Here is a 20,040-nt window from a genome sequence, read left to right on the forward strand (position 1 = left end):
CAGCCATCGCAACACCTTTTCATTGAAACCAAGGAGCCTGTCATGTCCCCCCGCAACGTTCTGGAATCGCAACAATCCGTCCAAGCCCCACAGGCTGGGCGTTCTGCGGCCGGTTGCTGGAAGCTGGCCAATGGCCGCGCCCTGTCGCTGGTCCCGCACACGCATGGCGTGCTGGAGATTGCGCAGGGGCGGGTGTGGGTCACCTTGGGTGGCGTTGGCAGCGGCAGTGGCGATGGGGCCGATCTGCCCAGGGCCGCCGCCGACCACGTGCTGCACGCCGGTGAACAACTGCGAATTGCACCCGGCCAGCATGTGGTGATGGAGGCCTGGGGCCTGTCCGGCAGCGTGGAGGCCGTGGCCTTTCGCTGGGATGGCGCGATGGCTTCGGCCACTTCGTCCACGGCCAGCCTGGCCGCCCGAGACTGGGAGTGTGGCGTGGTGCAGCCGCTGCGCGATCTGCTGCATGCGCTGGGGCAGGGCGGGCGTGCCCTGGGCGCAACCTTGGTGGATGTGACGGGCGCAGGCGGGCGGTTTGCCGCGGGGCTGGCCCGGTTTGCTCTCTATCGGATAGCACCACAACGCCAGCGCAGGCCCGCCTGACGACCTCATGCCAGAAAAGCATCAATCGGTGCGGTGCTTTTCATTGGACGTGTTGACGCAAGCTGAGCACCATAGCGTCTTATTAGGGTAAACCCTGAGAAAATCATGACCACCTCTCAATCGCTTTCGTTCTTCCGCCCCTCCCGCGCTGTGTCTGTTTCGGCAGCGGGTGGCCCCGGCACCGTCGCGCCGGGCGTTGCGCTCAGCCTGGCCCCCAAGTCCGCCATGACCTTGCGCATTGCCGAAGGCCAGGCCTGGGTCACCCTGGGCCATGGCGCAGACGACCGCAGCAGCGACGTGTTCCTGTGCGGTGGCCAGACGCTGCAAGTGGCCGCAGGCCAGCGCGTGGTGGTCGAAGCGATTGGCGGCCGCACGGTGCAGTACCGCTGGGCGCCGTTCAGCGTGGCCGATACGCGGCCTGTGGCCTGGTGGCGCCGCGCCTCTTTGGGCAACGGCATGCCCGCCCACGGCGAATCCTGCTACGCCTGAGGGGCGCAGATATCGGCCCCTGCGGTGTCCCGCTGCGGTCGGTAAAGAATATGAGTCAAAAGAGCTGCTAGCGCTTATCCATAAAGCGCTAGCAGCTCTTTTTTTGATAGTGACTATCAGTAACTATCGGGGTTGAGCGCCCGTGTCAGTTTGTTTCTCAACCCCCGGTGGCAGCGCCAGGCCCTTCACCCAGCAGATCGAACAACTGGGCCTGCAGCGTGGTCAGCAAAGCCTCAGACAACACGGGGCGCCCGGCGGCGGTCGCGCGGGCCAGCAGCAGTCCGCCGACCAGCGTGGCCAGCACCTGCATGGCTTGCGCCCGGTCTTCGGCCCGCGGGGTGGGGGCGGGCCCGCCCTGCGGGGCGTTGCGCTCGGCAATCAGTTGGGCATAACGCGCGATGTTGTTTTCGATGCCCTGGGCGAACACTTCTGACAGTGGCCCCCCCGCCCGCGCGGCGTCCATGGCCAGCGCGGCAATCGGGCAACCGATGCCCGGCGCATCCCGGTGCCGCGGCGAGAGGTAGGCGCGAATGCGGTCGTCGACATGGCTGGCCGCTGTGGGGGTGGCGTGGTCCAGCGTGTCGGTGGACCCATCGAACGCCCGGGCACAGGCCTCGCGCACCAGCGCGTCTTTGGATTCAAAGTGGCGGTACAGCCCGCCATGCGTCAAGCCCGCTTCGCGCGTGATGTCCGCCACGCCCACACCCGTCAGCCCGCGTTCCCGGTACAAGCGGGCGGCCGCGTCCAGAATGCCCTGCCGGTTTTCTGCAGCCTGTGCTTTCGAAACCTTCATGCCTGCCCCGTAATGATGATGGTCATTAGCAAAAACTGCCCAGACCTTTATGATGACGGCTGCAATCATAAAGGCGCCGCCCCGCGGGTGGCGCATCTGTTGACCCAATCTGTGGAGGTGACCCCATGAAGAAAACAAATGCGAACCGATGCGCGCTGAAGCGTGCGCCGTGTCAAAACCCGTGTCAGAAGGCGGTGGCGTGATGCGGCGGGTGGTCGTCACCGGCATGGGCTTGGTTTCGCCGCTGGGTTGCAGCGTGGAGCTGGCCTGGCAACGCCTGCTGGCCGGTCGTTCAGGCTTGTCGCGTTTGCCGGATGCCGTCACAGAGGGCATCGCCGCCAAGGTAGGGGGTCGCGTGCGGGATGTGCTGGAGGACCCCGAGGGTGGGTGGGATGTGGATGCCATCGTCTCGGGCAAAGACCAGCGCAAGATGGACCGCTTCATTCCGTTTGCGTTGGGTGCCGCCCAGCAGGCGCTGACCCAGGCCGGCTGGCCGCCCCTTGATGAACGCGCGCGCGAGCGTACTGCCACGGTGATCGGATCCGGCATTGGAGGCTTTGGCGCCATTGCCGAAGCCGTGCGCACCACCGACACACGCGGCCCGCAGCGCCTGTCGCCATTTACGGTGCCGTCGTTCCTGGTCAACTTGGCGGCGGGGCAGGTGTCGATCCGCCATGGCCTCAAGGGCCCGCTGGGTGCGCCGGTCACGGCCTGTGCCGCCAGCGTGCAGGCGATTGGCGACGCTGCCCGCCTCATCCGCTGTGGTGAGGCCGATGTGGCCTTGTGCGGCGGCAGCGAAGCGGCCATCGACCGCGTGAGCCTGGGTGGTTTTGCGGCGGCCAAGGCCCTGGGCGCGGGTTTCAACGACACGCCCGAGCAGGCGTCGCGGCCGTTTGATGCGCAGCGCGACGGATTTGTGATGGGCGAGGGCGCGGGCATGCTGGTGATCGAGGCGCTGGACCACGCCCTCGCGCGGGGCGCCACGCCATTGGCCGAGCTGGTGGGCTACGGCACGTCTGCCGACGCGTACCACATCACCTCCGGGCCCGAAGACGGCGATGGCGCGGCCCGCAGCATGGAGGCCGCGCTGGCGCAGGCGGGCCTCACTGCGAGCGAGGTGCAGCATCTGAACGCACATGCCACGTCCACGATGGTGGGCGACCGGGGGGAGCTGGCCGCCATTCGCCGCGTGTTTGGCACCGCGGGTGAGGTGGCCATCAGTTCCACCAAATCGGCCACAGGGCACTTGCTGGGCGCCGCGGGTGCGGTGGCCGCCATCTTTACGGCGCTGGCGTTGCGCGATCAGGTGGTGCCCGGCACCTTGAACCTGCACGAACCCGATGCCTTGGCCCAGGGCCTGGACATGGTGGCGCTGCAGCCCCGGCGCATGGCGCTGACACACGCCATGCTCAACGGGTTTGGATTTGGCGGGGTGAACGCGACGCTGATCCTGCGCCGCTGGCCCCACGCGGAGTGACACGGCAAGGGTGAGGTGCCGCGTGCGTCAGAGTTCGAGTTCGCTGCACACGGTGTTGAACGCGGCCAGCGCCGCGTCGCCGTCCAGCCGCTCCATGCGCGCGAGCGCATCGACGTCTTCCACGGTGCTGAAGGCCAGGCTGAAATTCTGAAACCGCCGACCCGCCAGGGGGCCGTGGTGCAGCACCTCGACGTTGACGTGGCGCGGGTCGTTGCGAATGCGCTCAATCAGCTTGAGCACCGCTTTTTTCGGCCCTTCCAGCTGCTGACAAAACCGCTGGCCGTCAAAGATCAGCAGCCCGGTGATGTCCAGCTCCCCGTTGACCTGCCGCGCGCGCCCGGCAATTTCGGCCACCACGCTCAGCGGTTGTTCGGGGGCCAGCGTGCTGACATAGAGGACCTCATACAGGGCGGCAACAATTTTCATAGATGGCCTGCAATGTAGGGCGCGTATCCGTTTGTTGCAATGTCAAAAGACATACGCGCAGCCGCCGTGTGGCTGCAAAAAAATGCGGCAGGCGCGGGCGCCAAACCGCGCGGCGGCTCCCTAGAATTGCGCCACCATGAATGACACGTCCCCGCTGCCCTTGCCTCACGCGTGCCCGCCGTCTTGCCGCAACTGCCGGTTGCGAAAGACCGGGGCCTTTACGCCCGTGAAGCCCGAGGTGCTGGACTTTATTGAGGGGTTTCGCACCAACACGATGGGGGTCGAGGCCGGTGGCGCCCTGGTGCGCGAGCACCAGACCAACGCCAAGCTGTTCACGCTGTATTCCGGCTGGGCGTTTCGCTACAAGACGCTGAGTGACGGGCGCCGCCAGATCCTGAACTTTCTGCTGCCGGGCGACCTGGTGGGCCTGCAACAGGAGTTTGGCGAGGTGTCCACTCACGGTATCGAGGCGCTGACCGATTGCATGCTGTGTGTGTTCCAGAACGACAGTCTGTGGGACGTTTTCCGCGAGCACCCGCGGCTGGGTTACGACATCACCTGGTTGTCGGCCCACGAAGAAAGCCATGTCGACGACAACCTGCTGACCACCGGCCGCCGCAACGCCACCGAGCGTGTGGCCATGCTGCTGATGCACCTGTACCAGCGGCTCGAACGCATCGGGCTGGTGGAGGATGGCACGGTGGCGTTTCCGCTTAATCAGCAGCACATTGCCGATGCGCTGGGGCTGTCGCTGGTGCACACCAACAAGACGCTGCGGCGCCTGTCGCTGCTGGGCCTGCACGAGCTGAAGAACGGGCGGCTGCGCCTGCTGAACACCCGGGCGCTGGCGCGCATCGCCGAGTATTACGACACGCCGCCGCGGCTGATGCCGCTGCTGTAGGCGCGACCTGTGGCTGCAGAAAAATGGTCAAAATGGCCTCTAGCGCTTATGGAGTAAGCGCTAATAGCTATTGTTTTTGTAGCGTTTTGTGCCAGCGGGGCCGCAGCCGATAATCCACGCCATGCCCGCGCGCCGGGCTTTTGCGGCGCACCCCCAACCCTCATTTTCATGACCTCACTCGACATCCTCATCATGGCGGCCGGCAAGGGCACGCGCATGAAAAGCCGCATCCCCAAAGTGCTGCAGCGCCTGGCCGGGCGCCCGCTGCTGCACCACGTGCTGGACCAGGCGGCGCATCTGCAGGCGCGCAGCGCCATCGTCATTACCGGCCACGGTGCTATAGAAGTAGAAGCGGCCACCGCAGGTGCAGAAAGCGCTGGAGGTACTTTTGACTTGAAATTTGTGCGCCAGGAGCCCCAATTGGGCACCGGCCACGCGGTGCAGCAGGCCGTGCCGCATTTGCGCGATGACGGCACGGTGGTGGTGCTGTCCGGCGACGTGCCGCTGACCCAGGCCGACACCTTGCGCGCGCTGGTGGATGCCAGTGCCGGTGGCAAGCTGGCCTTGCTGACGGTGACTCTGCCCGACCCCACAGGCTACGGCCGCATCGTGCGCAACGCCGACGGCGCCGTGCAAGGCATCGTCGAACACAAAGACGCGAGCGACGCCCAGCGCGCGATCACCGAGGTCTACAGCGGCATCATGGCCGTGCCCGCCAAGCTGCTGCGCGGCTGGCTGGCGCGGCTGACCAATGACAACGCACAGGGCGAGTTCTACCTGACCGACATCGTCGCCATGGCCGTGGCCGACGGCGTGCCCGTGGTGGCCCACCGCATCACCGACGCGCTGCAGGTGGCGGGCGTGAACAGCCCCCTGCAACTGGCCGAACTGGAGCGCGCGCACCAGCTGCGCCAGGCGCGTGCGCTGATGGAGCAGGGCGTGCGCCTGGCTGATCCGGCCCGTTTTGATGTGCGTGACGACCCCCGCACCGGCGTGCGCGGCGATCTGGTGTGTGGGCAGGACGTGGAGATCGACGTGAACTGCGTCTTCACCGGCCGCGTGGAGCTGGGCGAGGGCGTGAGCATTGGCGCCCACTGCTGCATCGCCAACGCCCACATTGCGGCAGGCGCGGTGATCCACCCCTTCACCCACATCGACGGCGAAAAGGCCGGTGCCACGGTGGGCGAGGGCGCATTGATCGGCCCGTTTGCCCGCCTGCGCCCCGGCGCCCAACTGGGCCGCGAGGTGCACATTGGCAACTTTGTGGAAGTGAAGAACAGCACCTTGGCCGATGGCGCCAAGGCCAACCACCTAGCGTATCTCGGCGACGCTACCGTGGGTGAGCGGGTGAACTATGGCGCGGGCAGCATCACCGCCAACTACGACGGTGCCAACAAACACCGCACAGTGATCGAGGCCGACGTGCACATCGGCAGCAACTGTGTGCTGGTGGCGCCGGTGACCATTGGTGCGGGCGGCACGGTGGGCGGTGGCAGCACCATCACCAAGAGCACCGCGCCGGGATCACTCAGTGTGGCGCGCGGCAAGCAAGTCAGCATTTCCAACTGGTCCCGCCCCGCCAAACAACCCAAGCCATGACCTCGCCAGACGCCAGCGCCGACCACGAACTGCAGCAACTGCAGCAACTGCGCGCGGAGCTGGCCCGCAGCCAGCAGCAGGTGGCCGACATGGCCGCCGCGCAAGAGGAGTTCTTGCGCGCTGTGTCGCACGACCTGCGCGCGCCGCTGCGGCATGTGACGTCGTACGGCACGCTGGTGCGCGAGGTGCTGGGCGACTTGCCGCCCGAAGTGCTGCAGGGCGCCGAGGTGCAGGAGGCGCTGGGTTTTCTCGCCACCATGGACCAGTCGGCCCGGCGCATGGGGCTGATGATCGACGGCCTGCAAGCCCTGGTGCAGGCCAGCCGCGTGCCGCTGCGCCTGCAGCCCGTGCCGCTGGCTGCCGCTGTGGCCGAGGCGCGTACTGCAGTGCCGAAGCTGGAGGTGGGCCGTGTCGTGGAATGGCGCCTGGGCACTGATTTGCCGATGCTGCATGCCGACCCCGCGCTGCTGCAGGATCTGCTGGTGCAGTTGCTGGCCAACGCCCTCAAGTTCACGCGCCCCGTGGCGCAGCCTTGCATCACCGTGTCGGTCGATGTGGCGCAGGCGGGCCACGTGGCCTTCACGCTGCTGGACAACGGCGTGGGGTTTGACCCGGCCCGTGCGGGCACCTTGTTCGGCGTGTTCCAGCGCCTGCACCGCGAGACCGAGTTTGACGGTGTGGGCACCGGGCTGGCGCTGTGCCGTGCCATTGCGCGGCGGCATGGTGGAGAAGTCACGGCATCGGCGGTGCTGGGCGGCGGTTGCACGGTGCGGGTGCAATGGCCCGTGGCGGGCGCCGCAGAGAATGCAGGCGCTGTGGCCCCTAGCCAGTGATGGCTTGCTTTCAAAAAAGCACCCGCCATTCACGCTGGGCTTTTTGAAGCGCTGCGCGAGGCTTCGACAAGCTCAACCCGAACGGGATGGAGTGGTTGCCTGAATCCGTAGGGAGCCGCGGTCCGGTGGCCAATGGCCCGGTGGCGGGCCTCACAGCGCAGCCTTACACCGCAGGCACCAGTTCCGGCTCCATGCACCCCGCCACCCGATTGCGCCCGCCATGTTTGGCGGCATACAAGGCCGCGTCGGCAGCATCAATCCAGGCGCGCAGGTTGTTGTGGCGGTGGTCGGCAGGTGCCACGCCGATGCTGCTGGTAATGCGCACACCGGGCAGGCTGCGCAGGCGCACGCCTTCGGTTTGTTCGCGGATGCGGTGGGCAATGGCCAGTGCGTCTTTGGCCTGCATGCCGGGCAGGATGATGGCGAATTCGTCGCCGCCGTAGCGCCCTGCGCAGTCGCCCGCGCGCACGTTGCCGCGCACCACGTGCGCCAGCGCGCGGATCACTTCGTCGCCCACGGTGTGGCCGTGGGTGTCGTTGATTTCCTTGAAATGGTCGATGTCCAGCATCAGCATGCAGGCAGGCTCGTCGCTGGTGTGGTGGCGGCGCAGCGCTGCCTCGGCCTGCTCTTGCCAGTGGCCGCGACCGAACAGGCCGGTGAGCGCGTCCACGCGCCGCAGTTCGTCCAGCAACTGGTTCTGGTGGGCGGTTTTGCGGATCAGCTGGTAGCTGACGACGCTGACCGAAATGGTGTGCAGCGCCATCACTGGCAGACAGGCCATGATGACGCGCATGGACGTATCGGGCGCCCAGTGCAGGCCCGCCAGCGCCACGCCCGCCAGGCCCCCGCCCAGCATGGCCGGAATGGAGCGCGCCCACAGCCCGCGGATGCCGGTGGTGATCTTGTCCACCATGGCCAGCGTCAGCAGCAGCACGCTGGGCAGCAGGTTGAAATGGATCAGCGGCACAAAACTGGCGGCCATGGCCGAGTCGATGAGCAAATTGCGGGTTTCAGCGCGGTATGGGTCGGCGCTTTGCCGGGTGATCAGGTAGGCCACATGCGGCCAGACAAACGCAGGCAGCAGCATGGCCAGCCAGGCCGCGACGCTGGCCTGCCGCTCCCACAACACCACGCCCACCACCATGCCCCCGAGCCCCATGCCCAGAATGCGCAGGGGGTAAATACGGCGGGGCATCTGGCGGCGGGGCGTGGGCATGAAGGGTGAAGGGTTGCGTGGCGCGGTGCGGTGCGGTCATCAGCACGCGCGCGGTGTCAGGTTTTGTGGAGGGGTGGCGCGGGAGCTTACCTGCCGACGCTGCGTGCTGCCAGCAGCAAATGACCAGATCCTGCACGCCCCACCGTATTGGCGCAGGCGAAGAGGACTTGCCACGGTGGGTGTGCCGGTTGATGTGTGGTGTGGGTTGCCTGACCGGTTTTTCAAAAATGATAGCTGCTAGCGCTTATGCAATAAGCGCTAGAGGCACTTTTGTATCAAATTTTGCCCGCCGGGTTGCAAAAAACGTTTTCACGTTGCGCACGTTGGCATCGCCCGTGAACAGGCGCTGCGACAGCGCCAGGTAGCCGGGCATGTCCCGGGTGTGCACCACCAGCACAAAGTCGGGCCCGGGCGACACGCGCCAGCATTGCTGCACGGCGTGGTCGGCCACGGCACGGGTTTCAAACGCATCCAGCTGCTCGGCGCCTTGGCGGTCGAGCGACACCTCCACGATGCACGCCAGCCCGTGGCCCTGGAGGGCGGCCAGCCGGTCGGGCTGCAGGATGGCGACCTGGCGCTCGATCAACCCGGCGTCCTGCAGGCGCTTGACGCGCCGCAGGCAGGTGGGTGGGGAGACATGCACCTGCTCGGCCAGGGACTGATTGCTCTGCGCGGCGTCGGTTTGCAAGAGGTTGAGCAATTGCAGGTCGGTGTTGTCGAGGGTGATTGATTCCATTTTTATTGATTGTTTGATTGAATATTTCATATCCAAGTGATGGTGAAATTTAAGTTCAAAAACACATAAATATCAATCATTAATTTTTCTCATGGCTGCCTACCATCGCGCCATCGCTTCCAACCCAAGGCAACCACCATGTGCGGCATCGTCGGCGCAGTCTCTGCGCGCAACATCGTTCCCATCCTCGTTCAGGGCCTGCAGCGGCTCGAATACCGGGGTTATGACTCGTGCGGCGTCGCCGTGCATGCGTCCAGCCTGGACGCGACGCGCCCCGCGGGCTTGCAGCGCGCCCGCAGCACCGCCCGCGTGGCCGAGTTGTTGGATCAGGTGACCACTGAACACATCGACGGCGCCACCGGCATCGCCCACACCCGCTGGGCCACGCACGGCGCACCGGCGGTGCACAACGCCCACCCGCATTTCAGCCACGGCACGGGCGCAGACGCGCAGGTACAAAGCGCGGGTCGCGTGGCCCTGGTGCACAACGGCATCATTGAAAACCACGAAGAACTGCGCAAGGCACTGCAGGCGCGCGGCTATGTGTTTGTGAGCCAGACCGACACCGAGGTCATCGCCCACCTCGTGGACAGCCACTACAGCGGCGACCTGTTCGACGCGGTGCAGGCCACGGTGGCCGAACTGCACGGCGCCTACGCCATTGCCGTGATGCACAAAGATGAACCCCATCGCGTGGTGGGCGCCCGTGCGGGCTCGCCACTCATCCTGGGGGTGGGCAAAGACGGCGCAGAACATTTTCTGGCCAGCGACGCCATGGCCCTGGCAGGTGTCACCGACCAGATCGTCTACCTGGAAGAGGGCGACTTGGTAGACCTGCAACTGGGCCGCTACTGGATCGTGGCCAAAGGCCAGAGCGCGCGCCAGGCGCTCACGCCCGAGCAGCGCCCCGTGCGTACCGTGCTGGCCCACAGCGGCGCAGCCGAGCTGGGGCCGTACCGCCACTACATGCAAAAAGAAATCTTCGAGCAGCCCCGCGCCATTGCCGACACGCTCGAAGGCGTGGAGGGCATCGTGCCCGAGTTGTTTGATGGTGCTGGCCAGCATGGTGAACCCGGTGCTGCCGCGTGGCGCGTGTTCAAGGAGATCGACAACGTGTTGATCCTGGCCTGCGGCACCAGCTACTACAGCGGCTGCACCGCCAAATACTGGCTCGAAGACATCGCGGGCATCCCCACCCAGGTCGAAGTGGCCAGCGAGTACCGCTACCGCACCAGCGTGCCCAACCCGCGCACCCTCGTCGTCACCATCACCCAGTCGGGCGAAACCGCCGACACCTTGGCCGCCCTGCGCCACGCGCAGTCCTTGGGCATGCAGCACACGCTCACCATCTGCAACGTGGCCACCAGCGCCATGGTGCGCGAATGCAAGCTCGCGTACATCACCCGCGCCGGGGTCGAGATTGGCGTGGCCAGCACCAAGGCGTTTACCACCCAGCTCGCAGGCCTGTTTCTACTGACACTGGCGCTGGCCCAATCCAAAGGCCGGTTGAGCGAAGAGCAGGAAGCCGCCCACCTCAAAACCATGCGCCACCTGCCCGTGGCCTTGCAGGCTGTGCTGGCGCTGGAGCCGCAAATCATCAGCTGGTCCGAAGACTTTGCCCGCATGGAAAACGCGCTTTTTCTGGGCCGGGGCCTGCACTACCCCATCGCGTTGGAAGGCGCCCTCAAACTCAAGGAAATCAGCTACATCCACGCCGAGGCCTACCCGGCTGGAGAGCTGAAACACGGCCCCCTGGCCCTGGTCACCAGCGCCATGCCCGTCGTCACCGTAGCGCCCAACGATGCGCTGCTGGAGAAGCTCAAGAGCAACATGCAGGAAGTGCGCGCGCGCGCTGGCGTGCTGTATGTGCTGGCCGACGCCGACACGCACATTGAAAGCAGCGAAGGCATCCACGTCATCCGCATGCCCGAACACTACGGCCCTTTGAGCCCGCTGCTGCACGTGGTGCCGCTGCAATTGCTGGCGTATCACACGGCGTGTGCGAGGGGGACGGATGTGGACAAGCCCAGAAATTTAGCCAAAAGTGTCACAGTGGAGTGACGTGCGGGGCGCGGATTTTTCAAATATTCTGGGTAAATAAAGTCGTAAACACGCAAATAAAGTCGTAAACAAGCCTCCAGCATTCATGCGGGTTTGCGGGGTGGTCATTTGTAACAGTAAAGTCGTAAACTCGAACTTGACGGGTAAAGACGATCTGGAAATACGAAGCAAACCGCAGCCCTGTTTGGGCTTGTTGCTATATAAAAAGAGCGCTCAGTTTGAGCGCTCTTTTTCTTTGGTTTTTCTAGAAGTTCTTGCGGTCCGAGCAGCCCCCCTAAACGCTCCGATCACTGCAAGAGGCTGCCTGCGGGTCACTCGGCCGAAGTCCTGACCGCTGCATTGAATCCCGCAAAGCGGCCGCTGAAGGTCGAGGCCCCACTGCCATCGATGATCCGATCAAGCAAAAGCGGCTCACGGTTAAGCTTGGCCCTAGCGCGCATGCACCCCGAACAGCGCGGATCATTTCGGGCGTGTCCTTGAAGGTCTCCACCAGCCGCGGCTTCACGATTGTGGGCGAGAAAGCGCCTGGGCGACTGTGTAGGCCGGACGAGCGGGTAGAACGGCGTCATTGAACAGACACCACCAGCTCTCAGCCACCTCGGTAGCCATGAGCTGATCCATCATCCCGAGCAGCAAGATCTCGAAGCCTGTCGGTAAACTGGGCGATCAAAATCTTCAAAACTTGTCCTGCGATCTAATGCCAAGGTTGCAGGCAAATTGCTGGTCTGCCGTCAGATCTGTTACGGGTAGAGGACATGAGCTGGCCGGTCACCAAGATGCCGCCTACTGTTATCGAGTTGCGCCGTGTTCAAGGCATAGGTTCTCAGCAGCCATCTCGAGTGCCCGCCGATGTCGCCACCCACTTCTGCGCGGCCATGCAGGCACAGCCGGTTGTTCACGAGCAGCACGTCTCCCGGCTCGATCGCCACAGGCTTGGCGATCTCGCCGCAAGCCTTTGCAAAATTCTCGGCGGCTATTTCTGCTGCCCCACCAGGCTCGGTTGGGGACACATTGGAGTGACTGAAACGAACCATTGTGCCGATGGCCGCGTCCTTGAGCACTGGCTCATCGATCGCGACGTGAACTTCCCCGAGGATGTCCTGCATACCTTCGAGGAAGGTTGTCTGGGACCCGATGGAAAACTGCCCCTGCTTCAACTCGTGCACATCCTCCGGAGACAGCTTCGCCAGAGCTTCGTCTAGCACCATCACTGTCGTTGGTACCTCGTTCGGATTCCGCAGGCCAACCAACGTCACCAAGTCGGGGGATGGCGCGATTCTGGCGTTCGAGGCATCGCTGTCCCCGTTGAATGGGAAGCTCACCGCATCGGTGTGGCCGCGAAGCCCACCCTGCGATTTGAGCGCAAACTTGCCCTCGCCAGGAATCGCCGTCAGACTGACAAACAGTTCGCCGCTGTTCTCGGAGCCGTAGGAAACGGTCTCCAAGCCAAGAAAAGCATGGGCAGCAATAGCCGCAGCGCGGCCCAGCTGCGTTCCGCTAACGTCCGGAACAGGCGTAAACCATTCCGGGGTGTCGGGCAGTTCGCCAGGTTCAAACACTCCAGCAAGAAGAACGAAGGGGGCGGCGACGGCGTTTTGCCGCATAGCGGTCAGATTCTCGCCTGCGCTCTCCAACCTCTTCGCCACCGCGCTGCCAAGGGTCATCCCGAGTTCATCAGGAGAAGCCAGAGCAGTCGTGCGTTGGTCTAAGGTAGTCGCCTGCTCCCAGTCTGCGACGGCAGCCCTGACGGCCACAGCCAGCTTTGGCGCAGTCATAAATTCTCCACGGGTTGATACATTATTGATATACGTCTATACTTGTGTCAAGGGGCAAGCGCACGCCCCTGTAGCCATGGAGGGCGTTTATGCGAACCGCGCTAGACCCGGCAAGCTTTGCTCAAGGGCAAATGCTCTTGTCTCGGCTCCCGGACACATTTTCTAACATTCTTCGGACAGCCAAATTGCATTCGGATGCCGATGGTCGCGTGTCCGTCTCCTATGAAGTAGCCAGTGCTGGAAGACGCCAAGTGGCCGCGACATCTTCCAACGAGGCCATCCGGCTAGTCCTCTTGGAGATCGCGTCTTTGCTCACAGCTTCCGCCGCACCATCGGAGATCGTTCAAATGAACTCAAGCGAGATTGACGCCACATTGAGGGAAGGGTCCTCCTTGCCCGAACGAGTGCTGTCGAAAGCGAGGCAGCAGACGCTTGGTGCCTCGTTGCCTTTGCGTTTGAAAGAACATCTAGATTCGGTCGCTGCTGAAGAGGCGACGAGTTTTGCGGAGGTCTGCCGCCGATTTGTGCTCTTCGGGTTTGAAGACGTCGTCGCACAGTCGCTTCATGCGAGCCCGACGTCGCTCTTCGAGATGCTTGGCCACGAGCTCCAGGAGTGGGATGGCTCGACGTCCGAGCAGGTCATGGTTCGCTTGGATCCGGGGCACGCCGTTCGCCTTCGATCCATTGCAAAGGAGTATCAGAAGTCGATCTCCGAACTGACGGTTCTGTGCACGGCTCACGGCGTTTCATTGCAGAGGACATTGGCGTCACTCGAGTCCAAAGTTTCGAGTTACAAGGGCGCTTCGATTCGAAATCTGGTGGTGAAGCTTGGACTTCAGCCCGCAGCAACCCCGCTCGTTTCCAGCATCCTTGCAGGAAACGTGAAGGCTCCGAGAAAGTTGCTTGCACGTCTTGCGTCGGCCTTCGAGGCTCCCGAATCGCTGCTGTCGACATTGTTCCGGGGTAGCTTCGACCGCCGGCTAGTGCCTGCGTTCAAGGCGGAAGGGGTTAAACCTCGGCTTTCGACGGCACCCACAACATGGACTTCCGCAGTGAAGTCATTAAATCTCTCTGCCGATGACGCTAAGGCGCTTCTTGATTTGGGAGTTTGAGACCTATGAACCCATTCCAGCGTGCTCGAAGTGAAGCGCATGCGATCCGAGCCCAGCTGGAGCCAATGCTCGCGCACGGGCCAATTGCAGCAAAGGACCTTCTTCACAAGATCGAATCCGTCCTGAACATTGCGATTGAGCCAGTCGCGCCGTCCTATACCGATCTCGGCGGTGGGACAGCCGTCCTACAGCGCGAGCAGATGTTCATCTACGTTAGCTCGGAAATTGAGGAATGGAGCGCCGACTTTTGCGGCCTCGTTGCGCACGAACTGGGCCACTACTTCCTGGACGCGACGAAGCCGGCGACCACGGTTGCCCACCTAGAGACGCTGCTTGGCAGCGCGGGGAGTCCCGCTGTCCTCAAAGTTGAGGCTTACGGAGCGAGAGAGCGGCAGGAGCTTCAGGCAAATGTGTTCGCCCGCGAGCTCTTGTTGCCGCGAGCTGTCGCTCGTCAACTTACATCGGCTGGAAAGGGGCCTGCGGAGATCGCAGTAGAACTGGGCATCCCGTTGGAGTTCGTTCGACAGCAAATGCTAGACGGGCTGCTCCTTCCCGAAGCCCCCGAGACAACGAGCACCCTGAGTGCGCCGAGTCCTGACCAGCTCGCCGCAGCCAGAGCCCAGGAACGTGCCGCGAACGTGGTCGCAGGGCCAGGTACGGGTAAGACCACGACGCTCATCCATCGGGTCAAGTACCTGGTGGAAGAGAAGCATGTGCATCCGAGCCATATTCTGGTCCTCACATTCACGAACAAGGCGGCGCTGGAACTGGTCGAGCGACTGCGCAGCGTCGGGATTCCCAACGCTTCCGACATCTGGGCCGGTACCTTCCACTCTTTCGGGCTGGAGTTCCTTCGGAAGTATCACCAGCATTTCCAGCTCGACTCGGACCTTCATGTTTCGGATCTGATGGGCTCGATGACCAGTCTGGTCAAGGCACTGCCTCGCGTCGACCTTCAGCACTTCCTACGTGTCGAAGACCCGTACGAATGGCTTAGGCCCGTCGTTGACGGCATCACAAGGCTCAAGGAGGAATTGGTCTCCCCCGCAGCCTATCGGAGCTTCGTCGAGAGCGATGAAGTTGAAGACGCCGAGCTTCTGCAAAAGAGGCTCGATGTGGCCTCGCTTTTCGAGTTGAATGAGACGCTGCTCAAGGAGCGCCGCACCGTTGACTTCGTTGACCTCATCTCGAAGCCAGCGATTGCCCTCAAAGATGACAGGGCACCCTTCGTTGAGCTGGTCGACCGCTACCAGTACGTTCTGGTCGATGAGTACCAGGACGTCACACGGGCCATGGTCGAGATGCTTCGCCAACTGGCGTACAGAAAGCATATCTGGGTTGTCGGCGACGTTCGGCAAGCAATTCACCATTGGCGAGGCGCTTCGCTGAAAAGCCTCCAGAAGTTCGATGTTGAGTTCAAAGCGCACGCAGCTGGAACTTCAATCCAACGGTATCCCCTGACGTTCAATCGCAGGAGTTCGCAGGAGGTCGTCGACCTCACGCAGCATGTTGGACGTGACCACGCTCTTGAGAGCTCACTGAGGCTCGATGAGGTCATAGCCACCAAGGGCGTATCGGGCTCAAAGCCGGTTGTTGTCACTTGCCGAGATGGCGACGCTCTACTCGGCGCGATTGCCGAAGTCATTCGCGAACTGCAGGCCGGCGGGGTACCTTTCGGACGCCAGGCAGTGCTTTGCCGCAAGTCGAGCGACGTAGAGCGGTCCGCAGAGCTATTGGAGCAGTCGGGGCTTCCCATCATTTACGTCGGTGACCTGACCGCACGGACCGAGGTCAAGCGCATCCTCTGTCTCATCCAGCTCTTGGTCGAGCGTAGACCAAAGGCGTTAGTCGGACTGGCAGGGATTCCATCTCTCAACATGCCGTTGGTGGACGTAGACGTGCTGCTAAAGGCCGCAGAGAGCGATGTGGCCTTCCAGAGAGGTCGTTGGATTCATGCGCCGCCGCCGGGGCTTAGTCCTCGCGGACTGGCGGTGACGGCATCCATCCGTGAGCTCATCGGGCGTTTCCAGCACGGCTCGAATCCATGGGCCTTCATCTGCCATCTATTGCTGGATAAGCGCTTTGGCCTCCCACCTGCCGCTGACAACAGCGTGCGAGCTTGGGTGAGCCGTGTTGCGCTCTGGCAGTTCGCCTATAGCGTGCGGAACGGCGACGGCGAGATGAAAGAGGCGAGGCTGTCTCGGTACTTGCTGCGACAACGGCTGCGGCAGCGAATCGGCGATGGCCAGGGTCAGCGTGAGCTTCCGCCGGAGGCTGCTGTGCTCGACGGCGTACGCGTGATGACCGTTCATGGCAGCAAGGGGCTGGAGTTCGAGGCTGTGCACGTCGGCTACGTGAGCGCCGACAGCTACGGAAGCCGAGAACCCAGTTGGCGGCCTGATGGAATACTCGACATTGTGCCGCCTGAAGCACTCGGCAGTACGACGGAAGAATACAAGTTTGAGGAATCGGTAGAGCGGAACAACCTGCTTTATGTGGCTGTCTCAAGAGCGAAGCATCACTTGTACCTCTATCAGGATACCAAGTTCAAGAACTCGACCGCTCCACAATTGGAGCACTACCCCAGGAAGTACCTGTCAAGGCAGTACAGCGGACCTTCGCTGACTGCGGTGAAGTCCTCTTCGGAAGCCGCGTTTTCTGCACCTAAGGCGATGCCTTTCGAAGACTTCTACAGCTACGCAATGTGCTCGTTGCGCTACTGGTATAGCCACGTCCTGGAGATGCAGAGCGAATCCGATATTGACGTTTCGCTACGTGCTCGATGGGCGGTGATGGACGCGCTCAAAGCATTCTCAAGCGGCTCGTCGGGCTCGGCACAACTCGCGCTTGGTGTCGCCTGGACTATCCGCAAGTTGCCTAGCGCCGTAGAAGACCCCTCGCTGTGGGCTGACGCACTCTATGCGCTCAAACGGGGCGAAGGTCAGGTGCAGGCCTTGAAGGAACGAGGTGGAAGGTTCGAACAGACCACGGCAAACATTGCTGGATTAACGCTGCAGATGCCATGGGGTTTTCGAATCGACGGAACCTACGGCGGGACCGAGTATGCAATCCTGCGCTTCTCTCGCCGTGGGATCAGCGACTACAAGACCATCATGAACCCGGTGCTGCGCGGGTTAGGTTTGCCCGGGCCGACCTCGATGTCGCTGCACCATGTGCTGTCCGAGAAGACCGACAAGGTCGACGGCTCGAAGGCCATAGAAATGACGAAGGCCTACAAAGCCGCTGGGCGTTTCGCCGCCGGCGACAACACGCCCGCCGTCGGTCATCACTGCGGTCGCTGTGACTTCTCGACCATCTGCCCTTCAGCGCCGCGGTAGCGCTCCGACTCGCAAGGTTGGAAGCTCTGCATGCTCAGCCGCACTTTTCAGAAGACTGCATTAGGCTGAGAGCCGCCGTTCGCACAGCCATCGGTGAACGACCGCAGTGATGAACTTTGGGCCCTCCACTCGATGAGGGACCATATCAAGTGAAAAAACGGCTTGGCTTGTCAGATGAGCTTAAGCATGCGGACCAACTCTACAAGTTTTAGTACGTCGGATGCTGAACTTACACCTACCCATTCAACCCAGCCGCGTATAGGGCCGCCAAGTTTGCTTTCCTCATACGCCATGTCGACTACTTCTTTGCTGCGCGCTGAGCTGAAGCCCATCAAGTGAGTGCAATAGCGCTCAACCTCCCATGAGGTGAAGATCCTGTGTGCATTGGCCGCGCTCAATGGAGGGCTTGCCCACTCGATGAGATCTACTTCGCTTCGAGCATGCTCCAGCGCCTGCACCAGTTTTTGCGCTTTTTCGCGGTCCAACTGCCGTTTCAACATGGACTGCCTGCGATGCACATCGTCGAGAGTTCCTTCTGGCTCGGCCAAGTCGGGAAGCAAAGCGGGGAGCATCACCCCAATGAGCGAGTCATACTGGTTGTGGCGGGCAAATTTATGCTCCCCTTTTTTGATGGATTCCCAGGCGTACCTTCTGGCTGTGGCTAACTTCTGTTTTTGTATAGCTGTGAGTTGGACGCCAAATCGCTTAATGGCACGTAGCACCAATGGGAAGAACGTGGGTTCCTTTTGGTAGAGATTCAAGACTTGGTCAACGAGTTTGTCTCGCGTCGTTGGGGGTAGTTTTTCCCCCCAGGCCAACGATATGAGAAGCGTCATGGTGCCGTCCAAGGTCCAAAAAAATCGGTCTCCGGCGTTTTTGTACCCGGCTCTACGCATTTCCACAGCAAGCTCAGAAGGCACTACGCAGCATTCCTCGGTCTTTCCGCGCATGACTTGGGTTAGGTAGTACACGACGGCATCTTTGAAAATCTCAGCCAGAGCTTCGACTGGGGCGCTGGTGATCTTGAACTTGTAATGCTCCTTGGCGATGTTGATTTCCTGAAGCCGCCGTGCTTCCTGCTCTTGAGCTTTGCGCTCAAACTCTTGGCGCTCAGCCCGTTCTATCGCTACCCGGGCGTCATGCTCTTTAATGCGTGCATGTGCCGCATCTAGGGCTGAGTCAATGACTGGGTGATGCTTCCATACCTTTGAGTTGGGGTCGTTCAGCACCAGCTCGCGCAGCTTTTTAATAGAGAGCTGGCCATGCTCCTTAAATCGAGCAACATCGACCTCTAGACAACGCAGATTTTTGACTTTGATGGTGTTGAGCTTTCGCGGGGATATACCGTGGGTGACAAATACCTCTATAGCCAGTGGGTAGGTTGTGCCGTTCTCAACGATATCGCAGTAGACATCTGGGACAATACCCGGCAAGGCATGTTCTAGCCGCACGTTCTGCAGCGTATGGCGCGCACCAGGGAGTCGCACCACTTCGTCGTACACGAAGTGATGCCCGTATGGGATGTGCTCTACGAAGTCTGGGGTGATGATGTAGCCCGCGTGCGCAATGATGTGCTTGATAACTAGGTGCAGCAGACTTTCGCTTGTGAGTTTGACGTCCCCTAGATCTATGGCTACTTCATCAGAGAGCCAGTCGAGCGCATCAATGGCATCAGCCTTGGCTTGCTCCAGCGCCTTTGCGTTTAGCTCACCATCTTCCCAGTGACGCACCCAGCATGTGTGCTGGTCACTGAGGACAACGCGTGCGAGGATTTCTTCGACCGTCAGCCCTGAAATTTCTGGATCGTCGCATCGGACACTGATAACGCCATCAAAGTCTTGGTCACTGGTATCCAGATGGCTGCTCTCAAGGACAACCAAGACCTTGCGGCCGTCTTCCAGAGTAAGGCTGGCACGCTGGTGGTCAATCCACGCGCTACGGCACACAAGCAGGCTTTGCGGCCGTCCGCGCATCTCGGATGAGTATTCCTTGCCGGACACGCCCTGAAAGCGTTGGCGTGAAATCGGAGCTGGGACCTCAATGAGTCCATGCTTCCTAAAGAGCGTCAGCGTTGCGAGCTGGGATGCTTTTTGTAGGCAGGACGTTCGGGAATGGCCCGATGGGTGCCGAAAGAACTGGCTCATGGTTCGTCCGGTGCGGCTGGCACTCCACACGGGGGTGCCCTTTGGCACATTCAGGCGAGCGTTTACGGCTTGCAGTGGCTCTTGGCAACCCGGGCATGTGCATTCGCATGCGATGCCTGTTTTCTCCGGGGGGATGCTGAAGATGTGCGTTGCTGTGCCATCGGGACCTAAGGCCCATCGCATAGGGCTATCTTTTTGCGCAGTCTCCGTCCCTTTGCTGCCACCAAGGTCCTCACCGTCCGCAATCATCCCCGTTGCCTCCTCTTTTCGGGGATTGTGGCACCGTCACAGGAGAAGAGTACATAGGAAGTTGGTATATAGCCCACACTAAGCCAATGGCAGGGGCCCGAAGTTTGAGATGGGGGACTGCTGTCAGGCTTTAATTCAAAATCACAGTGGCTATCAAGAGCCGTCTGTCACCACATTTGCCGAGCGGGCTGCTTCAGGCTGGGTACTGTCGTTCGTCGTTGATGCCGCGAGCGGCGGCTTTGACCGGCACCGGTAATTGATCGCGACGGCGCCCACCGGGGCGGCGGCGCA

At 62.1% G+C, this 20,040-nt stretch carries 15 protein-coding genes; 9 read left to right on the top strand and 6 right to left on the bottom strand.

The window, feature by feature from the left end:
• The first annotated feature begins 42 nt into the window (after nucleotides 1-42).
• Nucleotides 43-600 (top strand): DUF2917 domain-containing protein, encoded by a 558-nt coding sequence (locus ACK41V_RS06615; protein ID WP_409779546.1) that lies wholly within the window; start codon nucleotides 43-45, stop codon nucleotides 598-600.
• Between the two features lie 105 nt (nucleotides 601-705).
• Nucleotides 706-1,089, top strand: a complete 384-nt coding sequence (locus tag ACK41V_RS06620) for a DUF2917 domain-containing protein (protein ID WP_409779549.1) — start codon at nucleotides 706-708, stop codon at nucleotides 1,087-1,089.
• Nucleotides 1,090-1,246: 157 nt separating this feature from the next.
• On the opposite strand, the gene ACK41V_RS06625 is transcribed toward ACK41V_RS06620, so the two are convergent.
• On the bottom strand, nucleotides 1,247-1,882 hold the full coding sequence (locus ACK41V_RS06625) for a TetR/AcrR family transcriptional regulator (RefSeq protein ID WP_409779551.1): 636 nt from the start codon (nucleotides 1,880-1,882) through the stop codon (nucleotides 1,247-1,249).
• A 202-nt stretch (nucleotides 1,883-2,084) separates the two neighbouring features.
• On the opposite strand from ACK41V_RS06625, the gene fabF reads away from it, so the two are divergent.
• Nucleotides 2,085-3,359: a beta-ketoacyl-ACP synthase II gene (gene fabF, locus ACK41V_RS06630; protein ID WP_409779588.1), complete on the top strand. Its 1,275-nt coding sequence runs from the start codon at nucleotides 2,085-2,087 to the stop codon at nucleotides 3,357-3,359.
• A gap of 27 nt (nucleotides 3,360-3,386) precedes the next feature.
• Here the strand turns inward: fabF and ACK41V_RS06635 are convergent, their stop codons facing one another.
• Nucleotides 3,387-3,785: a BLUF domain-containing protein gene (locus tag ACK41V_RS06635; RefSeq protein ID WP_409779554.1), complete on the bottom strand. Its 399-nt coding sequence runs from the start codon at nucleotides 3,783-3,785 to the stop codon at nucleotides 3,387-3,389.
• Between the two features lie 136 nt (nucleotides 3,786-3,921).
• Here ACK41V_RS06635 and ACK41V_RS06640 point away from each other — a divergent pair, with 136 nt between their 5' ends.
• The 3 genes from ACK41V_RS06640 to ACK41V_RS06650 all read left to right on the top strand — a co-directional run bounded on the left by ACK41V_RS06640 (nucleotide 3,922) and on the right by ACK41V_RS06650 (nucleotide 7,118).
• The gene (locus ACK41V_RS06640) at nucleotides 3,922-4,686 is read left to right on the top strand and encodes a Crp/Fnr family transcriptional regulator (RefSeq protein WP_409779557.1); all 765 of its coding nucleotides are present in this window, start codon (nucleotides 3,922-3,924) and stop codon (nucleotides 4,684-4,686) included.
• Between the two features lie 168 nt (nucleotides 4,687-4,854).
• Nucleotides 4,855-6,285 carry a bifunctional UDP-N-acetylglucosamine diphosphorylase/glucosamine-1-phosphate N-acetyltransferase GlmU gene (gene glmU, locus ACK41V_RS06645; RefSeq protein ID WP_409779560.1) on the top strand — a complete coding sequence of 477 codons (1,431 nt, stop codon included), beginning with the start codon at nucleotides 4,855-4,857 and terminating at the stop codon, nucleotides 6,283-6,285.
• Nucleotides 6,282-7,118, top strand: a complete 837-nt coding sequence (locus ACK41V_RS06650; protein WP_409779563.1) for a sensor histidine kinase — start codon at nucleotides 6,282-6,284, stop codon at nucleotides 7,116-7,118. Before glmU ends, ACK41V_RS06650 begins: the two co-directional genes overlap by 4 nt.
• A gap of 163 nt (nucleotides 7,119-7,281) precedes the next feature.
• Here the strand turns inward: ACK41V_RS06650 and ACK41V_RS06655 are convergent, their stop codons facing one another.
• Both ACK41V_RS06655 and ACK41V_RS06660 read right to left on the bottom strand, forming a co-directional pair.
• Nucleotides 7,282-8,334, bottom strand: a complete 1,053-nt coding sequence (locus ACK41V_RS06655; RefSeq protein WP_409779566.1) for a diguanylate cyclase — start codon at nucleotides 8,332-8,334, stop codon at nucleotides 7,282-7,284.
• 244 nt (nucleotides 8,335-8,578) lie between these two features.
• The gene (locus tag ACK41V_RS06660) at nucleotides 8,579-9,070 is read right to left on the bottom strand and encodes an Lrp/AsnC family transcriptional regulator (RefSeq protein WP_409779569.1); all 492 of its coding nucleotides are present in this window, start codon (nucleotides 9,068-9,070) and stop codon (nucleotides 8,579-8,581) included.
• 138 nt (nucleotides 9,071-9,208) lie between these two features.
• On the opposite strand from ACK41V_RS06660, the gene glmS reads away from it, so the two are divergent.
• Nucleotides 9,209-11,131 carry a glutamine--fructose-6-phosphate transaminase (isomerizing) gene (gene glmS / locus ACK41V_RS06665; protein ID WP_409779571.1) on the top strand — a complete coding sequence of 641 codons (1,923 nt, stop codon included), beginning with the start codon at nucleotides 9,209-9,211 and terminating at the stop codon, nucleotides 11,129-11,131.
• A 740-nt stretch (nucleotides 11,132-11,871) separates the two neighbouring features.
• Here the strand turns inward: glmS and ACK41V_RS06670 are convergent.
• Nucleotides 11,872-12,795, bottom strand: a complete 924-nt coding sequence (locus ACK41V_RS06670; protein ID WP_409779574.1) for a hypothetical protein — start codon at nucleotides 12,793-12,795, stop codon at nucleotides 11,872-11,874.
• 419 nt (nucleotides 12,796-13,214) lie between these two features.
• Between ACK41V_RS06670 and ACK41V_RS06675 the strand changes: the two genes are divergently transcribed.
• Entirely contained in the window at nucleotides 13,215-14,018 is an 804-nt protein-coding gene (locus ACK41V_RS06675; protein ID WP_409779576.1) for a hypothetical protein, read from the top strand.
• Nucleotides 14,019-14,023: 5 nt separating this feature from the next.
• Nucleotides 14,024-17,356, top strand: a complete 3,333-nt coding sequence (locus ACK41V_RS06680; protein ID WP_409779579.1) for a UvrD-helicase domain-containing protein — start codon at nucleotides 14,024-14,026, stop codon at nucleotides 17,354-17,356.
• Nucleotides 17,357-17,526: 170 nt separating this feature from the next.
• On the opposite strand, the gene ACK41V_RS06685 is transcribed toward ACK41V_RS06680, so the two are convergent.
• Nucleotides 17,527-19,500, bottom strand: coding sequence for a hypothetical protein (locus tag ACK41V_RS06685; protein ID WP_409779582.1), 1,974 nt, complete (start codon nucleotides 19,498-19,500; stop codon nucleotides 17,527-17,529).
• Nucleotides 19,501-20,040 lie beyond the last annotated feature (540 nt).

It is taken from the genome of Acidovorax sp. (assembly GCF_046291265.1).
Classification (GTDB): Bacteria; Pseudomonadota; Gammaproteobacteria; order Burkholderiales; family Burkholderiaceae_C; genus Acidovorax.